General features: G+C 72.1%; 17 protein-coding genes. 6 read left to right on the plus strand and 11 right to left on the minus strand.

Going from position 1 to position 19,491, the window contains the following annotated elements:
- Positions 1-79: 79 nt before the first annotated feature.
- A complete protein-coding gene (locus QUY26_RS28245) occupies positions 80-727 on the minus strand; it encodes an HNH endonuclease family protein (protein WP_289951454.1) in 648 nt (215 codons plus the stop codon).
- Positions 728-1,303: 576 nt separating this feature from the next.
- Here QUY26_RS28245 and QUY26_RS28250 point away from each other — a divergent pair.
- Entirely contained in the window at positions 1,304-1,882 is a 579-nt protein-coding gene (locus QUY26_RS28250) for a TMEM165/GDT1 family protein (protein ID WP_289951456.1), read from the plus strand.
- 205 nt (positions 1,883-2,087) lie between these two features.
- Positions 2,088-2,744, plus strand: coding sequence for an HAD-IA family hydrolase (locus tag QUY26_RS28255; protein ID WP_289951458.1), 657 nt, complete (start codon positions 2,088-2,090; stop codon positions 2,742-2,744).
- Between the two features lie 70 nt (positions 2,745-2,814).
- Here QUY26_RS28255 and QUY26_RS28260 read toward each other — a convergent pair whose 3' ends face one another.
- Entirely contained in the window at positions 2,815-3,867 is a 1,053-nt protein-coding gene (locus QUY26_RS28260) for a peptidoglycan-binding domain-containing protein (protein WP_289951460.1), read from the minus strand.
- Positions 3,868-3,990: 123 nt separating this feature from the next.
- On the opposite strand from QUY26_RS28260, the gene QUY26_RS28265 reads away from it, so the two are divergent.
- Complete coding sequence (locus QUY26_RS28265) at positions 3,991-6,033, plus strand: MDR family MFS transporter (protein WP_289951461.1); 2,043 nt, start codon at positions 3,991-3,993, stop codon at positions 6,031-6,033.
- A gap of 223 nt (positions 6,034-6,256) precedes the next feature.
- Here QUY26_RS28265 and QUY26_RS28270 read toward each other — a convergent pair whose 3' ends face one another.
- From QUY26_RS28270 to QUY26_RS28285, 4 genes are all read right to left on the minus strand, one after another.
- A complete protein-coding gene (locus QUY26_RS28270) occupies positions 6,257-6,763 on the minus strand; it encodes a GNAT family N-acetyltransferase (protein ID WP_289951462.1) in 507 nt (168 codons plus the stop codon).
- A 132-nt stretch (positions 6,764-6,895) separates the two neighbouring features.
- The gene (locus tag QUY26_RS28275; RefSeq protein ID WP_289951464.1) at positions 6,896-7,387 is read right to left on the minus strand and encodes a hypothetical protein; all 492 of its coding nucleotides are present in this window, start codon (positions 7,385-7,387) and stop codon (positions 6,896-6,898) included.
- A gap of 187 nt (positions 7,388-7,574) precedes the next feature.
- Positions 7,575-7,892 carry an antibiotic biosynthesis monooxygenase family protein gene (locus tag QUY26_RS28280; RefSeq protein ID WP_289951465.1) on the minus strand — a complete coding sequence of 106 codons (318 nt, stop codon included), beginning with the start codon at positions 7,890-7,892 and terminating at the stop codon, positions 7,575-7,577.
- A 63-nt stretch (positions 7,893-7,955) separates the two neighbouring features.
- Positions 7,956-8,360 carry a DUF1992 domain-containing protein gene (locus QUY26_RS28285; RefSeq protein WP_289951466.1) on the minus strand — a complete coding sequence of 135 codons (405 nt, stop codon included), beginning with the start codon at positions 8,358-8,360 and terminating at the stop codon, positions 7,956-7,958.
- A gap of 106 nt (positions 8,361-8,466) precedes the next feature.
- On the opposite strand from QUY26_RS28285, the gene QUY26_RS28290 reads away from it, so the two are divergent.
- Positions 8,467-8,868, plus strand: a complete 402-nt coding sequence (locus tag QUY26_RS28290; protein ID WP_289951467.1) for a hypothetical protein — start codon at positions 8,467-8,469, stop codon at positions 8,866-8,868.
- A 31-nt stretch (positions 8,869-8,899) separates the two neighbouring features.
- Here QUY26_RS28290 and QUY26_RS28295 read toward each other — a convergent pair whose 3' ends face one another.
- Positions 8,900-9,574, minus strand: coding sequence for an O-methyltransferase (locus QUY26_RS28295; protein WP_289956124.1), 675 nt, complete (start codon positions 9,572-9,574; stop codon positions 8,900-8,902).
- A gap of 324 nt (positions 9,575-9,898) precedes the next feature.
- Complete coding sequence (gene proP, locus QUY26_RS28300; protein WP_289951469.1) at positions 9,899-11,332, minus strand: glycine betaine/L-proline transporter ProP; 1,434 nt, start codon at positions 11,330-11,332, stop codon at positions 9,899-9,901.
- A 468-nt stretch (positions 11,333-11,800) separates the two neighbouring features.
- Here proP and QUY26_RS28305 point away from each other — a divergent pair, with 468 nt between their 5' ends.
- A complete protein-coding gene (locus QUY26_RS28305) occupies positions 11,801-14,083 on the plus strand; it encodes a bifunctional glycosyltransferase 87/phosphatase PAP2 family protein (RefSeq protein ID WP_289951471.1) in 2,283 nt (760 codons plus the stop codon).
- Here QUY26_RS28305 and QUY26_RS28310 read toward each other — a convergent pair.
- Entirely contained in the window at positions 14,040-15,671 is a 1,632-nt protein-coding gene (locus QUY26_RS28310; protein WP_436840421.1) for a hypothetical protein, read from the minus strand. The genes QUY26_RS28305 and QUY26_RS28310 overlap by 44 nt on opposite strands.
- Before the next feature lie 222 nt (positions 15,672-15,893).
- Positions 15,894-17,138, minus strand: a complete 1,245-nt coding sequence (locus tag QUY26_RS28315) for a cytochrome P450 (RefSeq protein WP_289951474.1) — start codon at positions 17,136-17,138, stop codon at positions 15,894-15,896.
- 342 nt (positions 17,139-17,480) lie between these two features.
- On the opposite strand from QUY26_RS28315, the gene QUY26_RS28320 reads away from it, so the two are divergent.
- Positions 17,481-18,650: a steroid 3-ketoacyl-CoA thiolase gene (locus tag QUY26_RS28320; RefSeq protein WP_289951477.1), complete on the plus strand. Its 1,170-nt coding sequence runs from the start codon at positions 17,481-17,483 to the stop codon at positions 18,648-18,650.
- 170 nt (positions 18,651-18,820) lie between these two features.
- Here QUY26_RS28320 and QUY26_RS28325 read toward each other — a convergent pair whose 3' ends face one another.
- Complete coding sequence (locus tag QUY26_RS28325) at positions 18,821-19,240, minus strand: transglycosylase SLT domain-containing protein (RefSeq protein WP_289951479.1); 420 nt, start codon at positions 19,238-19,240, stop codon at positions 18,821-18,823.
- Positions 19,241-19,491: the final 251 nt, after the last annotated feature.

Raw genomic sequence — 19,491 nt, forward strand, 5'->3', positions numbered from 1 at the left:
TACGGAACGACGGAGGCGGGCGGGACGGTTCCGCACAAGCGGGCCGGTCCCGAGCGGGATCAGCGACCGCCCGGGCGGGTCAGCAGCCGTTCAGGATCGAGCTGAGCGCGCTCTTCTCGGCGGAGTCGACGGTGAGGCCGTAGTGCTGCTTCACGTCCACCCACATCCGGGCGTAGAAGCAGTGGTACGAGGTGGTGGGCGGCAGCCACTCCGCCGGGTCCTTGTCGCCCTTGGCCTGGTTGACGTTGTCGGTCACGGCGATGAGCTGGGGCCGGCCCAGGTCGTTGGCGAAGCCCTCGCGGCGGGAGGTGGTCCAGCCGCTCGCGCCGGACCTCCAGGCCTCGGAGAGCGGGACGACGTGGTCGATGTCGACGTCGGATGCGGCGGTCCAGGTGCCGCCGTCGTAGGGGGACTTCCAGGTGCCGGAGACGGCGGCGCAGCTGCCGTCCTGCTGGACGTTCTCGCCGTCGCGCTTGAGGACGACCTCGCGGGTGTTGCAGGCGCCGGACTGGGTGGACCAGTGCGGGAACTTGTCGCGGCTGTAGCCGTCGGACGAGCCCTCGGGGGCCACGGTGAGCTGGCCGAGGTAGGTGCGGGCGGTGGCGGCGCTGACCGGGGTGGGCGGGGCGGCCTGGGCGGGGGAGCCGGACAGGAGGGTCGCGGCGGCGGCGAGGGCGGCGACGGCGCCCACGGCGGCGAGGCGGTGACGCGCGTAGATTGCGGGCATGCGAACTCCCTTGGTGTGGGGGGACATTGACCGGTGGGGCGGCCATGCTGGTGCGCTCGGGTTGCCCCGAGGTGTGCATCGGGCGACAGGGTCGCGTCAATCACCTGTAAACATCAAGGGTTCTGGCGCCGCGTCATGGAGGCGCGCCGGGGCGGAAGTTGGTACTTCGGGGGAATCGCCCCGCGCGGGGTGCTCCGGTTCGTGGGGGTTCGCCGGGGCGGGCACCGGGGCGGATGTGGCTCCGGTCACGGCGGTCCCGGGTCGAAAGTCCCTGGCCGGGGCGGTGTGCGGGTCGCGTACGATGGCCGGAGCAGAAGGGGAGTAGCTCTTCGCCGGACCGTCGACATACTGCCCGGCCGTCACCCGACCACCACCCCTGGTGGAGCGCTTCACGCGCGGGTCGACGGTTGAGCCGGCGCCCGGAGGCAGCCCGCGTGAGCGGGCGGCCAGCGAGACCTTCGGCCAGCAGTGCCCGCGTACACGCATCCGTGTGCGTCACCGAGCGCTGCCGTGCCGAGGTGTCGTACGCGAAGGCTGCGGAACTCTCGGTGGGGCGGCCCGACCGATTGAGGAACCTTGATCAGCATCAGCGTGACGGCGCTCGTCTTCGGCGTCGTCTTCCTTGCCGAGCTGCCCGACAAGACAGCGCTGGCCGGACTCGTCCTCGGCACCCGCTACCGCGCCTCGTACGTCTTCGTGGGCGTCGCCGCCGCCTTCGCCGTGCACGTGGTGCTCGCCGTGGCGGCGGGCAGCGTGCTCACCCTGCTGCCGCAGCAGCTGGTGCACGCCCTCACCGGCGTCCTCTTCCTCGGTGGCGCGGCGATGCTCCTGATGAAGAAGGACGAGGGCGACGAGCAGGTCAAGGGCCCCAAGGACCAGAGCTTCTGGCGGGTCTCCGGGGCGGGCTTCATGCTCATCCTGGTCGCGGAGTTCGGCGACCTCACCCAGATCATGACGGCCAACATGGCGGCGCGGTACGACGACCCGCTGTCCGTGGGTCTCGGCGCGGTGCTCGCGCTGTGGGCGGTCGCGGGCCTCGGGATCGTGGGCGGCAAGGCGCTGATGAAGCGGGTGCCGCTGGCCCTCATCACCAAGATCGCGGCGATGCTGATGCTGGCGCTCGGGGTGTGGAGCCTGTACGAGGCGATCGCCTAGGGCGCGGGTGCCGCAGGGGGCGCCGGGGTGTGTACGGAGATGTGTGCCGGGGGTTCCTCGGGGTGCTGACCTGCGGTGTTGGCGCTCTGGGGGCTTGTTTTGTACCGTAGAGGAACAAAGTGGCTTCGCCCGTACTCCCTGACCGGCGGGCGGAGCCGCCTTGTCTTCCTCTTCCGTGTGCGGGCCCTTCCCTTGGAGTACGCCGATGACGGCCGTGAACGTACTGACCGCCCGAGCCCTCCTCCTGGACATGGACGGCACCCTCGTCAACTCCGACGCCGTCGTCGAGCGCTGCTGGCGGCAGTGGGCCGCCAAGCACGGGCTCGACGCCGACGAGGTGATGAAGGTCGTGCACGGGCGCCAGGGGTACGCCTCCATGGCCCTGCTGCTGCCCGAGCGGCCCATGGCCGAGAACCACGCCGAGAACCGCGAGATGCTGGCGCGCGAGACCGCCGACATGGACGGCGTCGTGCCCATACCGGGGGCGCCGGAGTTCATGGCCTCCCTCGCGGGCCTGCCGCACGCCCTCGTCACGTCCGCCGACGTCGCGCTCTCCACCGCGCGGATGGCCGCGGCGGGGCTCGCCCTTCCCGAGGTGCGGGTGACCGCCGAGAGCGTCGGCGCCAGCAAGCCCGACCCCGAGGGGTTCCTCAAGGGCGCCGCCGAGCTGGGCTTCGACCCCGCCGACTGCGTGGTCTTCGAGGACTCCGGGGCCGGGATCGCGGCGGGGCGCGCCGCGGGGATGCGGGTCGTCGGGGTCGGGCCCCGGGCCGGGGAGTACGAGCCCACGGTGTGGGTGGACGACCTCAGGCAGGTGCGGGTGGCCGCCGACGCGGGGGTCTTGAGGCTTTCGTTCGGGTGAGATGGGGCGCTGCCGGGGCTTTCGTTCGGGTGAGGCGGGGCGCTGCCGGGGCCCGAGCGGCCCGCCCGACCTACGAGGGGTCGGTCTCCGACTCCAGGGATCTTCTTGTCGCCGGGCCGTAGGTGCCCTGGGGGTCCGTCCTGATGCCTCGGGCCCCTTGGTAGCGGGACACGGCGTCGGTCACCGGGGGTGTGTAGTGGCCGTCCAGCGGTCCCACGTACAGGTACAACTGGCGTAATCGGCGCTGGAGTTCGGCCACCTCGGGGCCGCGGTCGCCGCTGCGCAGGGTGGGCGCGGCCGACGGGGTGCGGGACGGGGGCGGGCCCACCGAACCCGTGGCGCGGGCCGTCGTGCGCGAGGGCGAGGGCGCCGGGGACTCGCGCACCGACGTGCGTACCGGAACCGAGCGCGGTGCCGTGGCCGACGGGGTGCGGGTCGGTGAGCTGCGCGGGTGAGCCGAGGCCGAAGGGGCCGGTGCGGCCCCCGGGGCGTCGCGCGGAGCGGGCTCCTTCGCGGTCCTGTCCGGGGTTCCGTCCGCCAGGTCCGGCAGCGCGCGGTCCCTGCCGCCGCCCCCGTCCCCGCCCGCCCCGTCACCGGCGTCCCCGGACATCACGCCGCCCGTGAACACCGCGGCCGCCGCGACCACGAGGCCCGCCCCGGCGTACAGCGCCCCCCGGCCCCGCCGCGCGGACCGCTCCGGCCCCGAGGCGGCCTCGGTGGCACCGGAGTCCGTGCCCTGGGGCAACTGCGGCGGCAGCGGTGCCGACGACAGCGCAGGCAAGGGAGCCGACGGCTCCGGCAGCGTCACGTAAGGGCGTATGCGTATCGGATCGAAGTCCTCCGCCGCGGCCGCCTCCGCGGACCGGGTCTCCAGGGCGGCGTCCGCGGCCTCGCGCGCGCAGCCGCAGGAGGGGGCGGCCCACGGCGGGCGGGGCGTACCGCAGCCGGGGCACACCGGCCCGTCCGCGCTTGCCGCGCCCGCGGCGCCCGCCGCGTCCGTCGGGCCTGCCGTGCCCGTTGCCCCGTCGGGCTCCCCGGCGCCCCCTGTCCCCGCGGGCCCCCCGGTGCCCCAGGCCCCCTCGGGCCCCCGACGTCGTCCGGCCCGTCCGTTCGCCTCGCTCATCGCGTGCTCCCCTCCCTCGCCGGCCCCGCAGAGCTCTGAAGGAGTATGCAGCGACTCGGCTCGACAGGCCATAACGGATGACTCGGACCACGATGGAAGGTGGAAGCACCGCAGGAGGTGTCCATGACTCAGGACGTGAGCACCCGCCCGGCCGGGCCGCGGCCCGGCGGGGGACCTCCGGAGCACGTGGGCGGCGGCGTGCTGGTCTCCATCGGCGCACTGCTCCTCGGCATGCTCCTCGCCGCCCTCGACCAGACCATCGTCTCCACCGCGCTGCCGACCATCGTCAGCGACCTCGGCGGCCTGGACCACCTGTCATGGGTCGTCACCGCGTACATGCTGGCCGCGACCGCGGCCACCCCGCTGTGGGGCAAGCTCGGCGACCAGTACGGCCGCAAGAAGCTCTTCCAGACCGCCATCGTGATCTTCCTGATCGGTTCGGCGCTGTGCGGCGTCGCCCAGAACATGCCGCAGCTCATCGGGTTCCGGGCGCTGCAGGGCCTCGGCGGCGGCGGTCTCATGGTGCTCTCCATGGCGATCGTCGGCGACCTCGTCCCGCCCCGCGAACGCGGCAGGTACCAGGGCCTGTTCGGCGCCGTCTTCGGCGCGACCAGCGTCCTCGGGCCGCTCCTCGGCGGGCTCTTCACCGAGCACCTCAGCTGGCGCTGGGTCTTCTACGTCAACCTGCCCATCGGCGTCGTCGCACTCCTCGTCATCGCCGCCGCCCTGCACATCCCGGCCGGCCGGGCCCGGCACGTCATCGACTACCTGGGCACCTTCCTGATCGCCTCCGTCGCCACCTGCCTCGTCCTCGTCGCCTCCCTCGGCGGTACGACCTGGGGCTGGGGCTCGCCGCAGATCATCGGGCTCGCCGTGCTCGGCGCGGTGCTCGCCGTGTGCTTCGTGGCGGTCGAACGGAAGGCCGCGGAGCCCGTCATCCCGCTGAAGCTGTTCCGGATCCGCACCTTCACCCTGTCCGCCGTCATCAGCTTCGTCGTCGGCTTCGCGATGTTCGGCGCCATGACCTACCTGCCGACGTTCCTCCAGGTCGTCCGGGGCGTCTCGCCGACCATGTCCGGCGTCCACATGCTGCCCATGGTCGCCGGGCTGCTGATCGCTTCCACTGTGTCCGGGCAGATCGTCAGCCGTACCGGGCGGTGGAAGGTGTTCCCCGTCGCGGGCACCGCCGTCACCACCCTCGGCCTGCTGCTCCTGCACCAGCTGAACGAGAACAGCCCCACCGGCGAGATGAGCGCCTACTTCTTCGTCTTCGGCCTCGGCCTCGGCCTCGTCATGCAGGTCCTCGTCCTCATCGTGCAGAACGCCGTCGGCTACGAGGACCTCGGCGTCGCCACCTCCGGCGCCACGTTCTTCCGGTCCATCGGGGCCTCGTTCGGCGTCGCCATCTTCGGGACCGTGTTCACCAGCAGGCTCGGGGACAAGCTCACCGACGCCCTGCGCGGGCAGCAGCTGCCCCCCGGCGTCACCACCGACTCCCTCAAGGCCGACCCGCGCGGCATCGCCGAACTGCCCGCCGGGCTGCGGCCCGGAGTGCTGCACGCCTACTCCTCCGCCATCACCGACGTCTTCCTGTACGCGGCGCCGGTCGCCCTCGTCGCCTTCGTCCTCGCCTGGTTCCTGCGCGAGGACCGGCTGCGCGGGGCCGTCACCGCGCCCGACCCCACCCAGACGCTCGCCAGCAACCCCGTCGAACGGTCCTCCTACGACGAGGTGGCGCGCGCGTTGTCCCTGCTCGGGACGCGGGAGGGGCGGCGCGAGGTGTACGTCCGCATCACCCGGCGGGCCGGGTACGACCTGCTGCCCGCCGCCAGCTGGATGCTCCTGCGCATCGCCCGGCACGGGCACGTCGAACCAGCCACGCTCGCCGAGCGCAGCGCCATTCCCCTCACCGTCGTCACCCAGGCCTCCCGACAGCTGGAGGAGCGCAGGCTCGCCCTCCGCGAAGGGCTCGGCCTGCGGCTCTCCGACTCCGGGCGCGTGGTCGCCGAGGAGCTGGCCAAGGCCCGGGAGGCGGAGTTGGCCGAGCTGCTCGGGGACTGGTGGGGGCCCGGGCGGTCCACCGATCTCATGCGGCTGGTGGAGGAGCTGGGGGCGGAGATGTGCGGCTCCGACGCGGAGCGGCCTCGCGGCCTGCCCCGGGTGTAGGTCGGCCTGCTGCCCCTGTCGGCCTTGTCGCGTCCGGCGACGGGGTGCCCCCCGGGGCGTTCGCGTTGCCCTGTGCCGGGGTGGGCCCCGTGGTCGCGCTGTCGTTGGCTTGCCCGGGCGCGGGCGCCCCGCTCCGCCGGGCCCCGCCCGCGCAGCGGTTGTCCTCGGGTGGCCGCTGGGGCGGGCGGGGGGGGCGGGGAGCCGCCGCGTCGCGGCGGTGCGGTCACATGGTTCGGGGGTGGAGGGGCTTGTGGAACCAATGGTCCGCGTAGAGGGCGGAGTTGTGGGGCGCGCCCTCCTCGTAGCCGTGCCGCGCGTACAGCGCGCGCGCCTCGACCAGGTCGTTGCGGGTGTCGAGGACGACTCGGGCGGCGCCGAGGCCGCGGGCGGCCTCCTCGGCGGCGGTCAGGAGGACGGGGCCGCCGCCCTTGCCGCGGAGGCCGGGGGCCACGAAGACGCGGGTGAGTTCGGCGGTGGCGGCGTCGAGGAGGCGTACCCCGGCCGTGCCCGCGGGCTCGCCGTCGTAGCGGGCGAGGAGCAGGACACCGGCGGGCGGCACGAGCCCCGCGCCGGTGTCCGCGGCGATCTCGCGCTCCAGCTCGGCGGGGTCCGTGGAGCGCCCCTCGTGCAGCTCGTACCACCGGTCGCTGACCTCGGTGTAGTACGCGCGCCACAGCGCGACGGCCGTCGCCGAGTCGACGGGCTCGGGGGCCACGGTCCAGGACGTCAACGGACGCTCCGTCCAGCCGACACAGCAGGTCTGTGACTACGCACTGCGACTCACCGTCCTTCTAGGTCCAGGTAGGCGCGCCGTTCTTCACCTCCCCTGCAGCGAACGGCACCCCGGAAGGAATCGATCATGTCAGCTCGGTGTAGGGGGCGTCACCGTAATTGAATCCACCTGCAGCGACGGAACGGTCGTCTCCCCGCCGAGCTGAGTCTCGTATGTGATCGTTCCGAGCACTTCGACCTTTGCCACGAAGACGTCATCCGCCACTACGTCCGCGAACGCCTTCGCGTCTCCGGTCAGCACGGTGTTGGTCGGATATTCGTAGGCATAGGTGTGCCGGATTCCATCGACATCGGCGCGGAGAAGCTCGGCACCCGTCACCGCGTCGGCCTGCGTGACCACCCCGTACACGACGTAGCGCTCGCCGACGTGCGCGTCGGGATCCTTGGCGATCAGCGCCCATTCACGTGCGGTCAGGTCGTCGTACGTCGCTGTGGGCGCCGGGCGCGGCGCCTGGGCCGATGCGGTCGGCATACCCGACAGGGCGAGGGCGGTGCTGCCGGATGCGGCCAGGATCAGCCCGAGTGCCGCCGAAATCACTGCGGTGATCGCTCGGTTCTTCATCGGATCTCCTGGGGACAGCTCCCCGTTCCATGATAGATCCGGATCCGCGGAGCCGTCGGCCTTGCCCCTCCTCGACGCCCGGCTCGGCGACCACGAGAAGACGTGATGTGCCTCCGTACCCAGCCATGGGGGTACTGGGTACGGGGCCACATCACGAACCCGGGGCAGCAGGCTGCCGCCGTGCGGCCTACGCGTTCTTGGGTGCCGCCTGCTGCACGACCTCGAACGACCACACCGAGGACCCGCTCGCGGCGGGCTTGGGGCGCTCACCCCCGCCCTGGTGCGCCGCCTTCATCGGGCCCTCCATCCATGCCTGGAAGGCCGCCTCGTCGCGCCACCGCGTGTACACGAGGTACTGGTCGGTGCCCTCGACGGGGCGGAGCAGCTCGAACCACTCGAAGCCGTCCGAGCTCTCGACGGCTCCCGCGCGGGAGGCGAACCGGCGCTCCAGGACCTCGCGCTGTTCGGCGGGCACGGTCAGGACGTTGATCTTCACGATGCTCATGGGCACCATCGTCGCGCACGCCCGCGCGGACGCGACGACGGCCCCGGTGATGCCTCGCGGGCCTCAGGTCCCGTGCCGCTCCCGCCAGTCCCGGGCGACCTCGTCCACGTCGAAGGGGCGCAGGCCGAGCGGTGGCCCCGGGGGCGGGGTGCGCAGGGCCTCGCGGATCTTGTCGTTGAGGTCGGTGACCAGGCGGCGGGCCATGGACTCCGAGGGCGCCCCGGCGGCGGCCGCGAGGACGTCCTCGGCCTCCTTGCGGAGGGCCAGGGTCGGGGAGAGCGCGCCCATGCCCTCGCGGGCCAGCTTCCGCTTGACCCACCACAGTTCGTCGTACGCCGCGCCGGGATCCTCCGGCAGGGGCTTGCCGCGGCCGGGCAGGGCCGCGAAGTCGCCCCGCTCCTCCGCCTCGCGGATCTGCTTGTCGACCCAGGACTCGAAGTTGACTCCCGGTGGCTTCCGTTCAGTCATACGACCATGGTGGCAGAGGGTCCCGGCGGCGCGGAGCCACGGGCCCGCCGCCCCGCGGGGCTAGGATGCGGCCGGTTGTCCGGACTTCGGGTCAGGGGGTACCCAGGTGCTTGAACTCACCATGGCGATGGTGTCGGGGGCGTCGGACGAGGACGCGGGAGCGACCGCGGGGATGCTGCTCGCGGAGGAGCCGAGCGAGCCCGGCGCGGTGCTCCGCGTGGGGCGCGACCGCACCGTGTGCCGGCTCGCGCCGCCGCAGGACTGGCTGTTCGTCTCCCGTACGCACCTGGAGTTCCGCTGCCGCATCGACGGCGCGTGGACGGTGACGTGGGTGCGCGGCTCCCAGCCCGACCCGGCGTCGGAGGTGCGGATCCTGGCCGGGGGAACGGCGGTGTCCCTCGCGTACGGAGGGACGACGCCGTTGCCCCGGGGCGGCTCCGGTGAGGTCGTCGTGCAGGACCGGTCGGGGCCGCGCAGCGTCAACGTGGGCTTCTTCCACGAGGATTGAGCGGCCACGAGGGCTGAGCGGCCCGCCGGGCTCAGTCCAGTACGCGGGCCAGCGCGAAGCCGTCGTAGCCCTTCGTGCCGACCGTCTGCACCGCCGTGCCGTCCAGCTTCGGGTGGCTCGCGATGAGGGCCAGGGCGGCGCGGGTGCCGCGGACGCTCGGGTCCTCGCTGGCGTCGTCGGTGACGGCGCCGCCGCGTACGACGTTGTCGATGATGATCACGCTGCCCGGGCGGGTCAGCTTGAGGGACCACTCCAGGTAGTTGGCGTTGTTGGCCTTGTCCGCGTCGATGAAGACCAGGTCGAAGGGGGCGGAGTCCTCGTCGTGCAGGGCGGCCAGTGAGGTCAGGGCCGGGCCCGTGCGGATCTCGGTGATCTTGTCGAGGCCGGCGCGGGCGAGGTTGGCGCGGGCCACCTCGGCGTGCTCCGGCTTGTACTCCAGGGTGATCAGGTGGCCGTCGGCGGGGAGGGCGCGGGCCAGCCAGATCGTGCTGTAGCCGCCCAGGGTGCCGATCTCCAGGATGCGGTGGGCGCCCTGGAGCTGGGCCAGGAGGTGGAGGAGTTTGCCCTGGTTGGGGGCGACGGCGATGGCCGGCAGGCCGGCCGCTTCGCTGTCCTGGAGTGCGGAGGTCAGGGCGGGGTCGGCGGGGGTGAGGAGGTCGGTGAAGTAGTGGTCGACGGTGTCCCAGGTGGTGGCGTTGTGGGGCATGCGGGTGGGCTCCTTGGGGTCGGGCAGCGCTGCGCTGAGCATTCCCCAACCCCGCCCCATCCCGAAACCGGGGCTCCGCCCCTGGACCCCGGGGGTGGGTCTCCCGTCGCCGTGGGACGGCCCGCCCCCGGATCGGCGCTCCGCGCCTCGTCCTCAAGCGCCGGACGGGCTTTTTCCCACCCGCCCGCCCCCACGGTCCGTTCGGCCACGGCGGGCGGCACCGTCTGCTCGGCCCCCCCTGTTCGGGAAGTCGACCCCAGTGAGCGACCGGTCCGTTCGGTGGCCGGTTCGGGGGCAGGGGCAGGGGCAGAGCCGGGCCCAGGCTCAGACGTGGTCGGGCCGGGGCTCCAGCGCCGGGGGTGAGCCCGGGAGAGGACGGCCCGCCGATTCCTTGAGGTACCAGACGGCGACGCCGCCGATCACCGCCGCGGCCATCATGTAGTACGCGGGCATCATCACGTCCCCCGTGGCCCCGATCAGGGCCGTGACGACCAGCGGCGTCGTCCCGCCGAAGACCGAGACGGAGACGTTGAAGCCGATGGAGAGGGACCCGTAGCGCACGGGGGTGGGAAAGAGGGCGGGGAGAGTGGCCGGCATGGACGCGGTGAAGCAGACCAGGAGCAGCCCGAGCGCCGCCATGCCGAGCCCGATGGCCCACAGGGAGCCGTTGCGGATCAGGAGCAGGGCGGGGACGGAGAGCACCAGGAAGCCCGCGCAGCCCGCGGCGATGACCGGGCGGCGGCCGACGCGGTCCGTGAGGGCGCCGACGAACGGCTGGGCGCACATCATCAGGGCCATGACGACGAGCACGACGAGCAGCCCGTGCGTCTCGTCGTACTCCAGCTCGCCGGTGAGGTAGGTCGGCATGTACGACAGGAGCATGTAGTCGGTGACGTTGAAGACCAGGACCAGGCCGACGCACAGGAGCAGGGCCCGCCACTGTCCGGTCACCAGCTCCCGGAGCCGGACCTCGGGCCGGGACTGCTCGTCCTCGTGGGCCTTGGCCAGCTGCGCGGCGAACGCCGGGGTCTCCTCCAGGCGCATCCGCAGGTAGAGGCCGATGAGGCCCATGGGCCCGGCGATCAGGAACGGGACGCGCCAGCCCCACGACTGCAGGTCGTCGCTGGAGAGCAGCGCCGTCATCAGGGTCACGAGGCCCGCGCCGCCGATGTAGCCGGCGAGGGTGCCGAACTCCAGCCAGCTGCCGAGGAAGCCCCGCTTCTTGTCGGGCGCGTACTCGGCGATGAAGGTGGCGGCACCCGCGTACTCGCCGCCCGTGGAGAAGCCCTGCACCAGCCGGGCGGCCAGGAGCAGGACCGGCGCCCACACGCCGATGGCGGCGTACGACGGGATCAGGCCGATCGCGAACGTGCCCGCCGCCATCATGATCATGGTGAGGGCGAGGACCTTCTGGCGGCCCACGCGGTCGCCGAGCGGTCCGAAGACCATGCCGCCGAGCGGACGGATCAGGAAGGCCGCGGCGAAGGCGCCGAAGGTCGACAGGAGCTGGGCCGTGGGGTTGCCGGAGGGGAAGAAGACCTTGCCGAGCGTCACCGCGATGTAGCTGTAGACGCCGAAGTCGAACCACTCCATCGCGTTGCCGAGCGCGGCCGCCTTCACGGCGCGCTTGACCAGCGCCGGGTCGGTCACGGTGGCGCCCGCGGCGGGGTCCTGCGGCGCCGCCGCGCGGGCGGGGCCGCAGCCGGTGGGGGAGGGGGCCGCGGGGGTGCGGGGTCCGACGTGTTGCGCGGTCGGCAAGGGCTCGCTCGCCTGCCTTTCGTGGACGACAAGGACCCGGTGACCTTAGGTGCAGCAACCATCATTACGGGGGGTGGGGGAGTGATCGCACAGTGTTCGCAATCGTGCTGTATTCAGGCCAAACGGGGGTAGTTCCGGCGGGGGCGGCATGAGTCCCATGTGATCTATGTCGCGTCCGGGCGGGGGAACCGGGCAGGGGGGTTCCCGCCGTCCCTGCCCGAATGAGTCCCGTGGAACCGGGGGAACCGGGCCTCCCGCCTGCTCGGGTAGCGGCCACCGGGCGGCACGGCCGCAGCGGGGCGGTTGGGCACCGACGCCCAAAAGCCGGTAGAAAGCGGGTGTGGCTGCCAGGCGAACCGGGGGTTGCGCGCGTCTCACCCAGGGGCATGCGAGCCTCTTTGGGTGAGATCAGGAATCTCCTGGCACTTTGATCAAGGATGACGGATGGGGCGGGAGGGCCGACAGGGCGTGGCGAATGTTGAGCACAGGGGACCGGGGAATGCCTTGGGCGCGGGGGCATCCGGGACACCCGAGGGGCGCGTCGGAGCAATCCGCGTCGCCCTCTGGCTGATCGCCGCCGTCCTCGCCGTCCGGCAGGTGGCCGTCGTCCTGCGCACCCCCAAGGGCGACCGCCTGACCGACTGGGAGACCTGGGTCGGGCCGAACGGCGTGCTGCACGTGAAGGGCTCGCTGTACGACGCGGACAAGTTCACCGGCACCCCCTTCGCCGGACTCGTCCTCAAGCCGTTCGCCCGCTTCGCCGAGGACGCCCTCGGCTGGGCCTGGACCTTCGGCACCCTCGGCCTGGTCGTGGTCCTCGGCCTGGTCGCCGCCCGCGCGGTGCCGCAGCCGATCTCGCGCCGCACCTCGCTGCTCGCGGCCCCCCTCGCGATCTCCCTCCTCATGCTGTCGCTGCCGGTGCGCAACACCCTGCACCTGGGCCAGACCAGCATCATCCCCGTCCTGCTCGTGCTGCTCGGCTGCTTCGCCGTGCGCGGGGAGCGGGCCAGCGGCGTCCTCATCGGCCTCGCCGCGGCCCTGCAGCCCACCGTGCTCCTGTTCGCGCCGCTGCTGTGGTTCACCGGACGCAGGAAGGCCGCCCTGTCCACGGGCGCCACCTTCGCCGCCGCCACCGCCGTCGCCTGGGCGGCCCTGCCGCACGACTCGTGGACGTACTGGATCCACCACCTGGCGGGCGCGGGACTCGGCGCCAACCCGGACGCCAACGCCAACCAGTCGCTGCACGGCGCCCTGCTCCGCCTCGGCCTGGAGGGACCGCTCGAGATAGGGCTCTTCCTGGCCCTGAGCGCGGGCGTCGCCTTCGTCGGACTGCGGCGGGCCGTGACGTACGCGCGCGACGGACAGCTCCTGCTCGCCGTCGCGCTCACCGGCTGCGTCGCCATCGCCGTGTCCCCGACCAGCTGGCAGCACCAGCTCCTGTGGCTGCTGCTCGCCGTCGTCGGCCGGGTCGGCAAGCGGGCGTCGGACCGGTACGTGTGGCCGATCGCCGTCGTCCTGGTGATGACGCTGCCGTCGAAGATGATGCTCCCGAACATGTCGATCCTGGAGCCGCTGCGAGACAACGTCATCCTGCTCGCCGCGCTCGCCTCCGCGCTGATCGTGCCGTTCCTGTCCCGGACGGCTCCGGAGTACCAGCGGCCGATCCCCACCTCGTACGCCGATCCCGTCCCCGCGCGCTGGAAGTGGGTGCCGCTGTTCCCGTTCTGGCGGCGCGTCCTGACCCGCCCGAACCTGCTCCTCGAACTGCTCCTCATCCGCGTCGGCTACTCCGCGTACCAGCAGACCCGGCTCGCCGCGACCGGCGGCACCATCTCGGGCGGCCGGGAGCGGGCCGAGACGCACGGCGAGCAGATCCACTCCATCGAGCAGTTCCTGCACATCGACATCGAGCACTGGTTCAACCATCTGACGGCGCGCACGCCGTGGATGGAGAGCTTCTTCAACTTCTACTACACGTCGTTCCACTTCGTGGTGCCGCTGAGCGTCCTCGCGATCCTGTATCTGCGCCGCCCCGCCCAGTACCGCTGGGCGCGCTCCGCGCTCGGCTTCGCCACGCTGCTCGCCCTCGTCGGCTTCTGGGGCTACCCGCTCGCGCCGCCGCGCCTGATGGAGGACCTCAACTTCATCGACACCATCCACGGCGTCCAGGACTTCTCGCAGCCGGACTACGGCACGCTGACGAAGCTCACCAACCAGTACGCGGCGATGCCCTCGCTGCACTTCGGCTGGTCGCTGTGGTGCGGCCTGGTCATCGCGATCCTCGCGCCCAAGTGGTGGATGAAGGCCCTCGGCCTGCTGCACCCGTTCTTCACGGTGTGCGCGATCGTGGGCACCGGCAACCACTGGATCCTCGACGCGGTGGGCGGCGCGGCCGTCGTCGGCGCCGGGTTCGGGCTGACCTATCTGCTCCAGGGACCGCGCGTGAAGCAGGTCCTCACCAGCGGGACGGCGGGGCTCGGGAAGGGCTTCGGCAAAGGCTTCGGGAAGGGCCTGGGCAAGGGGCTGCGGCCCGCGGTCGCGGGAGCCGAGGTCGTGGAGCCGAAGGGCATCGAGGCGAAGGCCGCGAAGCCGAAGGCCGCCGCCTCGAAGGCCGCCGCCTCGAAGACCGCGAAGGCGAAGGCCGGTGCCGATGAGCCGTCGGGTGCGGGGGACGACCCCGACGACCCCGCTGCCCCGGACGGCCCGGTCAGCACGTCGAAGGACGCGGAGAGCGACCGTACCCCGAGCTGATCCGGTACGTGCCGGGCGTCCGCACCGTCAGCTCCGTGAACTCGCCGTGAGGCCGCAGGCACGCACCCTCGGCCCGGAGCCACGGCGAGTACACGATCCGCACGGTCACCGGGCCCCGCTCCGGCACCCGCACCACCACGTCGGTGCTGCTGGAGCGGACCACGGAGGCGGGCGCCGACGCCATCGGAACGGCGTTGCGGACGCGGAAGATCCGCCAGTGCTCGTCCTTCCACACCGGCTCGAGCCACTTCGGTCCGCTCCTGACCAGCGCGGCCTCGTCGAGCGCGGGCCCGTCGGGCCGCCCCGAGGGCAGCACGACGAAGCCGACCGCCCACTTGTCGAGCCAGGCGCGGTAGGTCGTGGCGGAGAACGAGCCGTCGTAGAAGAGGCGGCCGCGCTCGATGTCGAGCTGTCGGTTCCAGCCGCGCGCCATGTTCACGTACGGCGCGAGCGCCGTGGCCTCGCGGTGGTTGCGGGCCGGGACCACCTCGACCCGGCCCCGGTCCGCGCCGAGCCGCTTCAGTTCGCGGACGACGCCCTGGGTGTCCGTCGCCCAGGCCGGGACGACGGTGGACACCTCCAGGTCGTCGGCCGTCTTCTGCGCGACCCACGCCGTCGACAGGACCAGGGCCGTCACCAGGGCCATCCGCCGCATCACGGGCAGCGCGGGGGTCAGCAGCGCCGCGAGCAGCAGGGCGGGCGCGACGAGTTCGGCGAGGCGCTCGACGTTCGTGCCGATCGGCGACGGGATGAGGTACGTCAGGACGGTCCCCGCCGCGTACACCCCCGCCCCCCACCGCAGCACCCGCCACTCCCTGGGCCCCGCCACCACCAGGACGAGGCTGAAGAACACCGGCGGGAAGATCCGGTCCGCCCACATCAGGTGCTCGCCCTTGAAGGGGAAGAGCAGCGTCGTCAGGCCGACCACCACGACCGGCGGCGCGAGCAGCGCGGCGGCGCGCCCCCAGTCCCGTACGAAGAAGTAGCCCGCCCCCACGACCAGCAGGAACAGGCCCGCCACCGGGGAGGCCATGGTGGCGAGCGCCGAGCACGCCACCGCGGTCGCCAGGCGCTTCGCGCACAGCAGCGCGAGGACCGCGCCGAGCCCGAAGGCGAGACCGAGGGCGAACGTGGTGCGCCCGGAGGCGACGTTGCACCACACGGCGAGGGAGGCGAGGACCGCGGGCCACAGCGGGCGGCGCACGCCCGCGCGCTCGATGAGCACGGCGACCAGCCAGGCCCCCGCGACGCCGGACAGGACGGTGACGGTCTTCACGCCGATCGCGGCCATCAAGTACGGCGATATCAGGCTGTAGTTGGCGGTGTGCATGCCGCCGTACCAGAACAGGCCGTACGCCGCGGAGCCGTGGTCGGAGGCGAATCTGGCCCAGGCCTGCTGGGCGGCGAGGTCGCCGCCGCCGGTGGCGAGGAACGCCGCCCACACCGCGTACAGGGGAAGGGTGGGGACGGTGGCGAGGACCGGGATGCGGTGGCGTCGGTAGAAGGAGCGGACGGCGCGGCGGAAGGGATTCTTCCGTTCGGTGGGCGCACTGCCGGTCGGGAGGATCGAGAGGTCGGCAGAGACCACGGTCACCGTTTCCGTTCGCCGTCGTGGAGGGCCGGAGGGCTCAAGTACACCTCCCAAGACGCTCTGTTCGACGAAAACGTTGGCGGTGATTGCCGATCAAGTGAACATTTGGCGGATTTCTTCGGCCCGTTTCCGGACGGAAACGGGAGGGGAAGCCGGGGCGGGCGCGGCGGAGGCAGGGGCGGGGCGTAGGGGTGTGCCCCTGCCTCCGGTCAGCAGGGGTCAGCGGGTGCTGACCTGGAGTTCCTTGACTCCGTTGAGCCAGGCCGAGCGCAGCCGGCGGGGGTCGCCGACCAGGCGGAGCGTGGGCATGGCCTCGGCGATGGCGTGGAAGATCAGGTCGATCTCCAGGACGGCGAGGGATTTGCCCAGGCAGAAGTGCGGGCCGCCGCCGCCGAAGCCGAGATGGGGGTTCGGGTCGCGCGTGATCCTGAAGACGTCCGGGTCCTCGAAGACCTCGGGGTCGTGGTTGGCGGAGGAGTAGAAGATCCCGACGCGGTCGCCCTTCTTGATCCGGGCCCCGCCCACCTCGGTGTCCTGGGTGGCGGTGCGCTGGAAGGACACCACGGGCGTGCCCCAGCGCACGATCTCCTCGGCGGTCGTCGCCGGACGTTCGCGCTTGAAGAGCTCCCACTGGTCGGGGTGGGTGAGGAAGGCGTGCATGCCGTGCGTGATGGCGTTGCGGGTGGTCTCGTTGCCCGCGACGGCCAGCAGGATCACGAAGAACCCGAACTCGTCGGAGGAGAGGTTCCCTTCGTCCTCCGCCGCGACGAGCCGGCTGACGATGTCCTTGGCAGGGCACTCCTTGCGGGCGGCGGCCAGGTTCATCGCGTACGACACGATCTCCATGGCGGCCTCGGCGCCGACCTCCTCGGTGATCGCGTACTCCGGATCGTCGTACGCCGCCATCTTGTTGGACCAGTCGAAGATCTTCGAGCGGTCCTCCTGCGGTACGCCGATCAGCTCCGCGATGGCCTGCAGCGGGAGCTCGACCGCGACCTGGGTGACGAAGTCGAACGAGCCGTCGTCGGCGGCGTTCTCCAGGGCGGAGGCGACGATGCGGTGCGCGCGGCTGCGCAGCGCGTCCTCCAGGGAGCGGATGGCGCGCGGGGTGAACCCGCGCTGCACGATCTGGCGCACCCGGGTGTGCTCGGGCGGGTCCATGTTGAGCATGATCAGCTTCTGGACCTCGATCTGGTCGCGGCTGATCGACTCGTTGAAGCGGATGACCGCCGTGTTGAGGTTCGAGGAGAACAACTCCGGGTGCGTGGAGACGTACTTGACGTCGGCGTGCCGGGTCACCGCCCAGTACCCCGCGTCCCCGAAACCGGCGACGCCGGGCCGCTGGGCGATCCAGCGCACCGGCTCCGACTGCCTTAGCCGCGCGAACTCCGGGAAGGGCACGCGGTCTTGGAGCACATCGGGATCGGTGAAGTCGAACCCGTCGGGCAGCGCTGGACAGGGCATCGGCAACTCCAGGTGCTTCGGACGTGCGTGACTGCGGATGCTGTGGAGCCGGATGGTGCGGGGGCGTGCTGCGGTGTACTGCGTGGTGCTGCGTGGTGCTCGGGTGCGGTCGCGTTGTCTGACGGTCCATCAGGAGATGCGTCGCAACGTAATAACGGGTTCTACAAGTCGCAAGGCCCATGACGGGATCCCTTGCGGCTCCAGTCGAACGGGCGGTGCGTGCACGACCCTTGCGGGGGTGGGGTCGGGCTCAGCAGACTGGTGGGATAACTAGAACGCGTACTAGTTATCGCGTGCGGGATACCGGGATGCCCCGTGGGCTGTGGAGGAGAGGACGAGTCTGTGGCCGCTGAACCTGTGATCGTCGAAGCCGTACGCACGCCGATCGGCAAGCGCGGGGGCGCGCTCGCCAACCTCCATCCCGCCTACCTCCTGGGCGAGACCTACCGCGAACTCCTCGGCCGCACCGGCATCCCCGCCGACTGCGTCGAGCAGATCGTCGGCGGCGCGGTCACCCAGGCGGGCGAGCAGTCCGCGAACCCGACGCGCACCGCGTGGCTCACGATGGGCCTGCCGTACGAGACCGGGGCCACGACGGTCAACTGCCAGTGCGGCTCGTCCCAGCAGGCCTCGCACCTCGTCGCCAACATGGTCGCGGGCGGCGTCATCGACGTCGGCATCAGCTGCGGGGTCGAGTCCATGTCGCGGGTGCCGCTCGGGTCCGCCTCCAAGCACGGGCCCGGCAAGCCGTTCCCCGACGAGTGGAACGTCGACCTGCCCAACCAGTTCGAGGCGGCCGAGCGGATCGCCCGCAAGCGGGGGCTCAGCCGGGAGAACGTCGACTCCCTCGGGCTCATCTCGCAGGAGCGGGCGGGCGTCGCCTGGGCCGAGGAGCGGTTCAAGCGCGAGACGTTCGCCGTGCAGGTGCCCACGAACGAGGCCGAGCAGGCCGCCGGGCAGGGGATGTGGCGGCTCGTGGACCGCGACGAGGGGCTGCGCGACACCTCCATGGACGCGCTCGGGCGGCTCAAGCCCGTCATGCCCACCGCCGTGCACACCGCGGGGAACTCCTCCCAGATCTCCGACGGGGCTGCGGCCCTCCTGTGGACCTCCAAGCGGATGGCCCGGGCGCTGCGGTTGCGGCCGCGGGCCCGGGTGGTCGCTCAGGCGCTCGTCGGGGCCGATCCGCACTTCCACCTCGACGGGCCCATCGACGCCACGCGAGCCGTGCTCGGCAAGGCGGGGATGTCCCTGAAGGACATCGACCTGGTCGAGATCAACGAGGCGTTCGCCTCGGTCGTGCTGAGCTGGGCGCAGGTCTTCGGGCAGGACCTGGAGAAGGTGAACGTCAACGGTGGGGCGATCGCCCTCGGGCATCCGGTCGGGGCGACCGGGGCGCGGTTGCTCACCACCGCCCTCCATGAGCTGGAGCGGGCGGACAAGGAGTTCGCGTTGGTGTGCATGTGTGCGGGGGGCGCGGTGGCCACGGCGACGATTCTGCAGCGGTTGTAGGCCCTGCGGGGCTTTCCCCGGTCCCGCCCCTTTCCCGAAACCATGGGCTTCGCCCCTGGACCCGGGGGCGGGTGCCCCCTTCGGGTGGGACGAGCGCGGAGTGCGAAAAGAGGGCGGCACCCCGTCGGGGGTGCCGCCCTCTTTCACCGGTCAAGGCCCAGGGGCCAGGCTCAGTACCAGCCGTTCGCCTGCCAGTGGCTCCACGCGCCGCACGGGCTGCCGTAGCGGTCCTTCATGTACGCGTGGCCCCACTTGATCTGGGTCTCGGGGTTGGTCTGCCAGTCGGCGCCCGCGGAGGCCATCTTCGAGCCGGGCAGGGCCTGGACCAGGCCGTACGCGCCGGAGGAGGCGTTCTTGGCGTTGACGTCCCAACCGCTCTCGTGGGAGACGATGCGGTCGAAGCACTGGAACTGCGCGTCGTCAGTGATCATCCGCTGAGCCACGGCCTTGGCCGAGTCGGAGGTCGCGGCCGCCGGAGCGGCCTGGGCGGGGGCCGCAGCGAAGACCATGCCGGTGGCGGCAGCCGTGACGGCGCCGGCGGCGAGGGCCTTCTTCGGGGAAGCGATGCGGCGGAGGAGCGAGACGGACACAGAGGACCTTCCGGTGGGGAACAGGGCGGTCGCGGGCACACCGTGGTCACGCGGACCGTGGGGGGAATGCCTCGGCGCCGCGGCCCGGGTGGGCTCGTCGGCGCCGTGCGACTCATCCAGAGAAGCAGGGCTGTTACGCCGCCGCAATGACCCCTCTTACTAGTGGCACTCGCACCCGCGCCGGAGGGCCCTCGTGTGATCTGGCTCTCAATCCGCAGGTCAGAGCCAGGATTGGCGCGGACATGGCAAGG

It is taken from the genome of Streptomyces flavofungini (assembly GCF_030388665.1).
Classification (GTDB): domain Bacteria; phylum Actinomycetota; class Actinomycetes; order Streptomycetales; family Streptomycetaceae; genus Streptomyces; species Streptomyces flavofungini_A.

What these genes read in the sequence shown, in the direction of transcription:
- QUY26_RS28245 (WP_289951454.1), bottom strand. Translation starts at nt 727, where the DNA reads ATGCCCGCAATCTACGCGCGTCACCGCCTCGCCGCCGTGGGCGCCGTC.
- QUY26_RS28255 (WP_289951458.1), top strand. Translation starts at nt 2,088, where the DNA reads ATGACGGCCGTGAACGTACTGACCGCCCGAGCCCTCCTCCTGGACATG.
- QUY26_RS28260 (WP_289951460.1), bottom strand. Translation starts at nt 3,867, where the DNA reads ATGAGCGAGGCGAACGGACGGGCCGGACGACGTCGGGGGCCCGAGGGG.
- QUY26_RS28265 (WP_289951461.1), top strand. Translation starts at nt 3,991, where the DNA reads ATGACTCAGGACGTGAGCACCCGCCCGGCCGGGCCGCGGCCCGGCGGG.
- QUY26_RS28275 (WP_289951464.1), bottom strand. Translation starts at nt 7,387, where the DNA reads ATGAAGAACCGAGCGATCACCGCAGTGATTTCGGCGGCACTCGGGCTG.
- QUY26_RS28280 (WP_289951465.1), bottom strand. Translation starts at nt 7,892, where the DNA reads ATGAGCATCGTGAAGATCAACGTCCTGACCGTGCCCGCCGAACAGCGC.
- QUY26_RS28285 (WP_289951466.1), bottom strand. Translation starts at nt 8,360, where the DNA reads ATGACTGAACGGAAGCCACCGGGAGTCAACTTCGAGTCCTGGGTCGAC.
- QUY26_RS28295 (WP_289956124.1), bottom strand. Translation starts at nt 9,574, where the DNA reads ATGCCCCACAACGCCACCACCTGGGACACCGTCGACCACTACTTCACC.
- QUY26_RS28315 (WP_289951474.1), bottom strand. Translation starts at nt 17,138, where the DNA reads ATGCCCTGTCCAGCGCTGCCCGACGGGTTCGACTTCACCGATCCCGAT.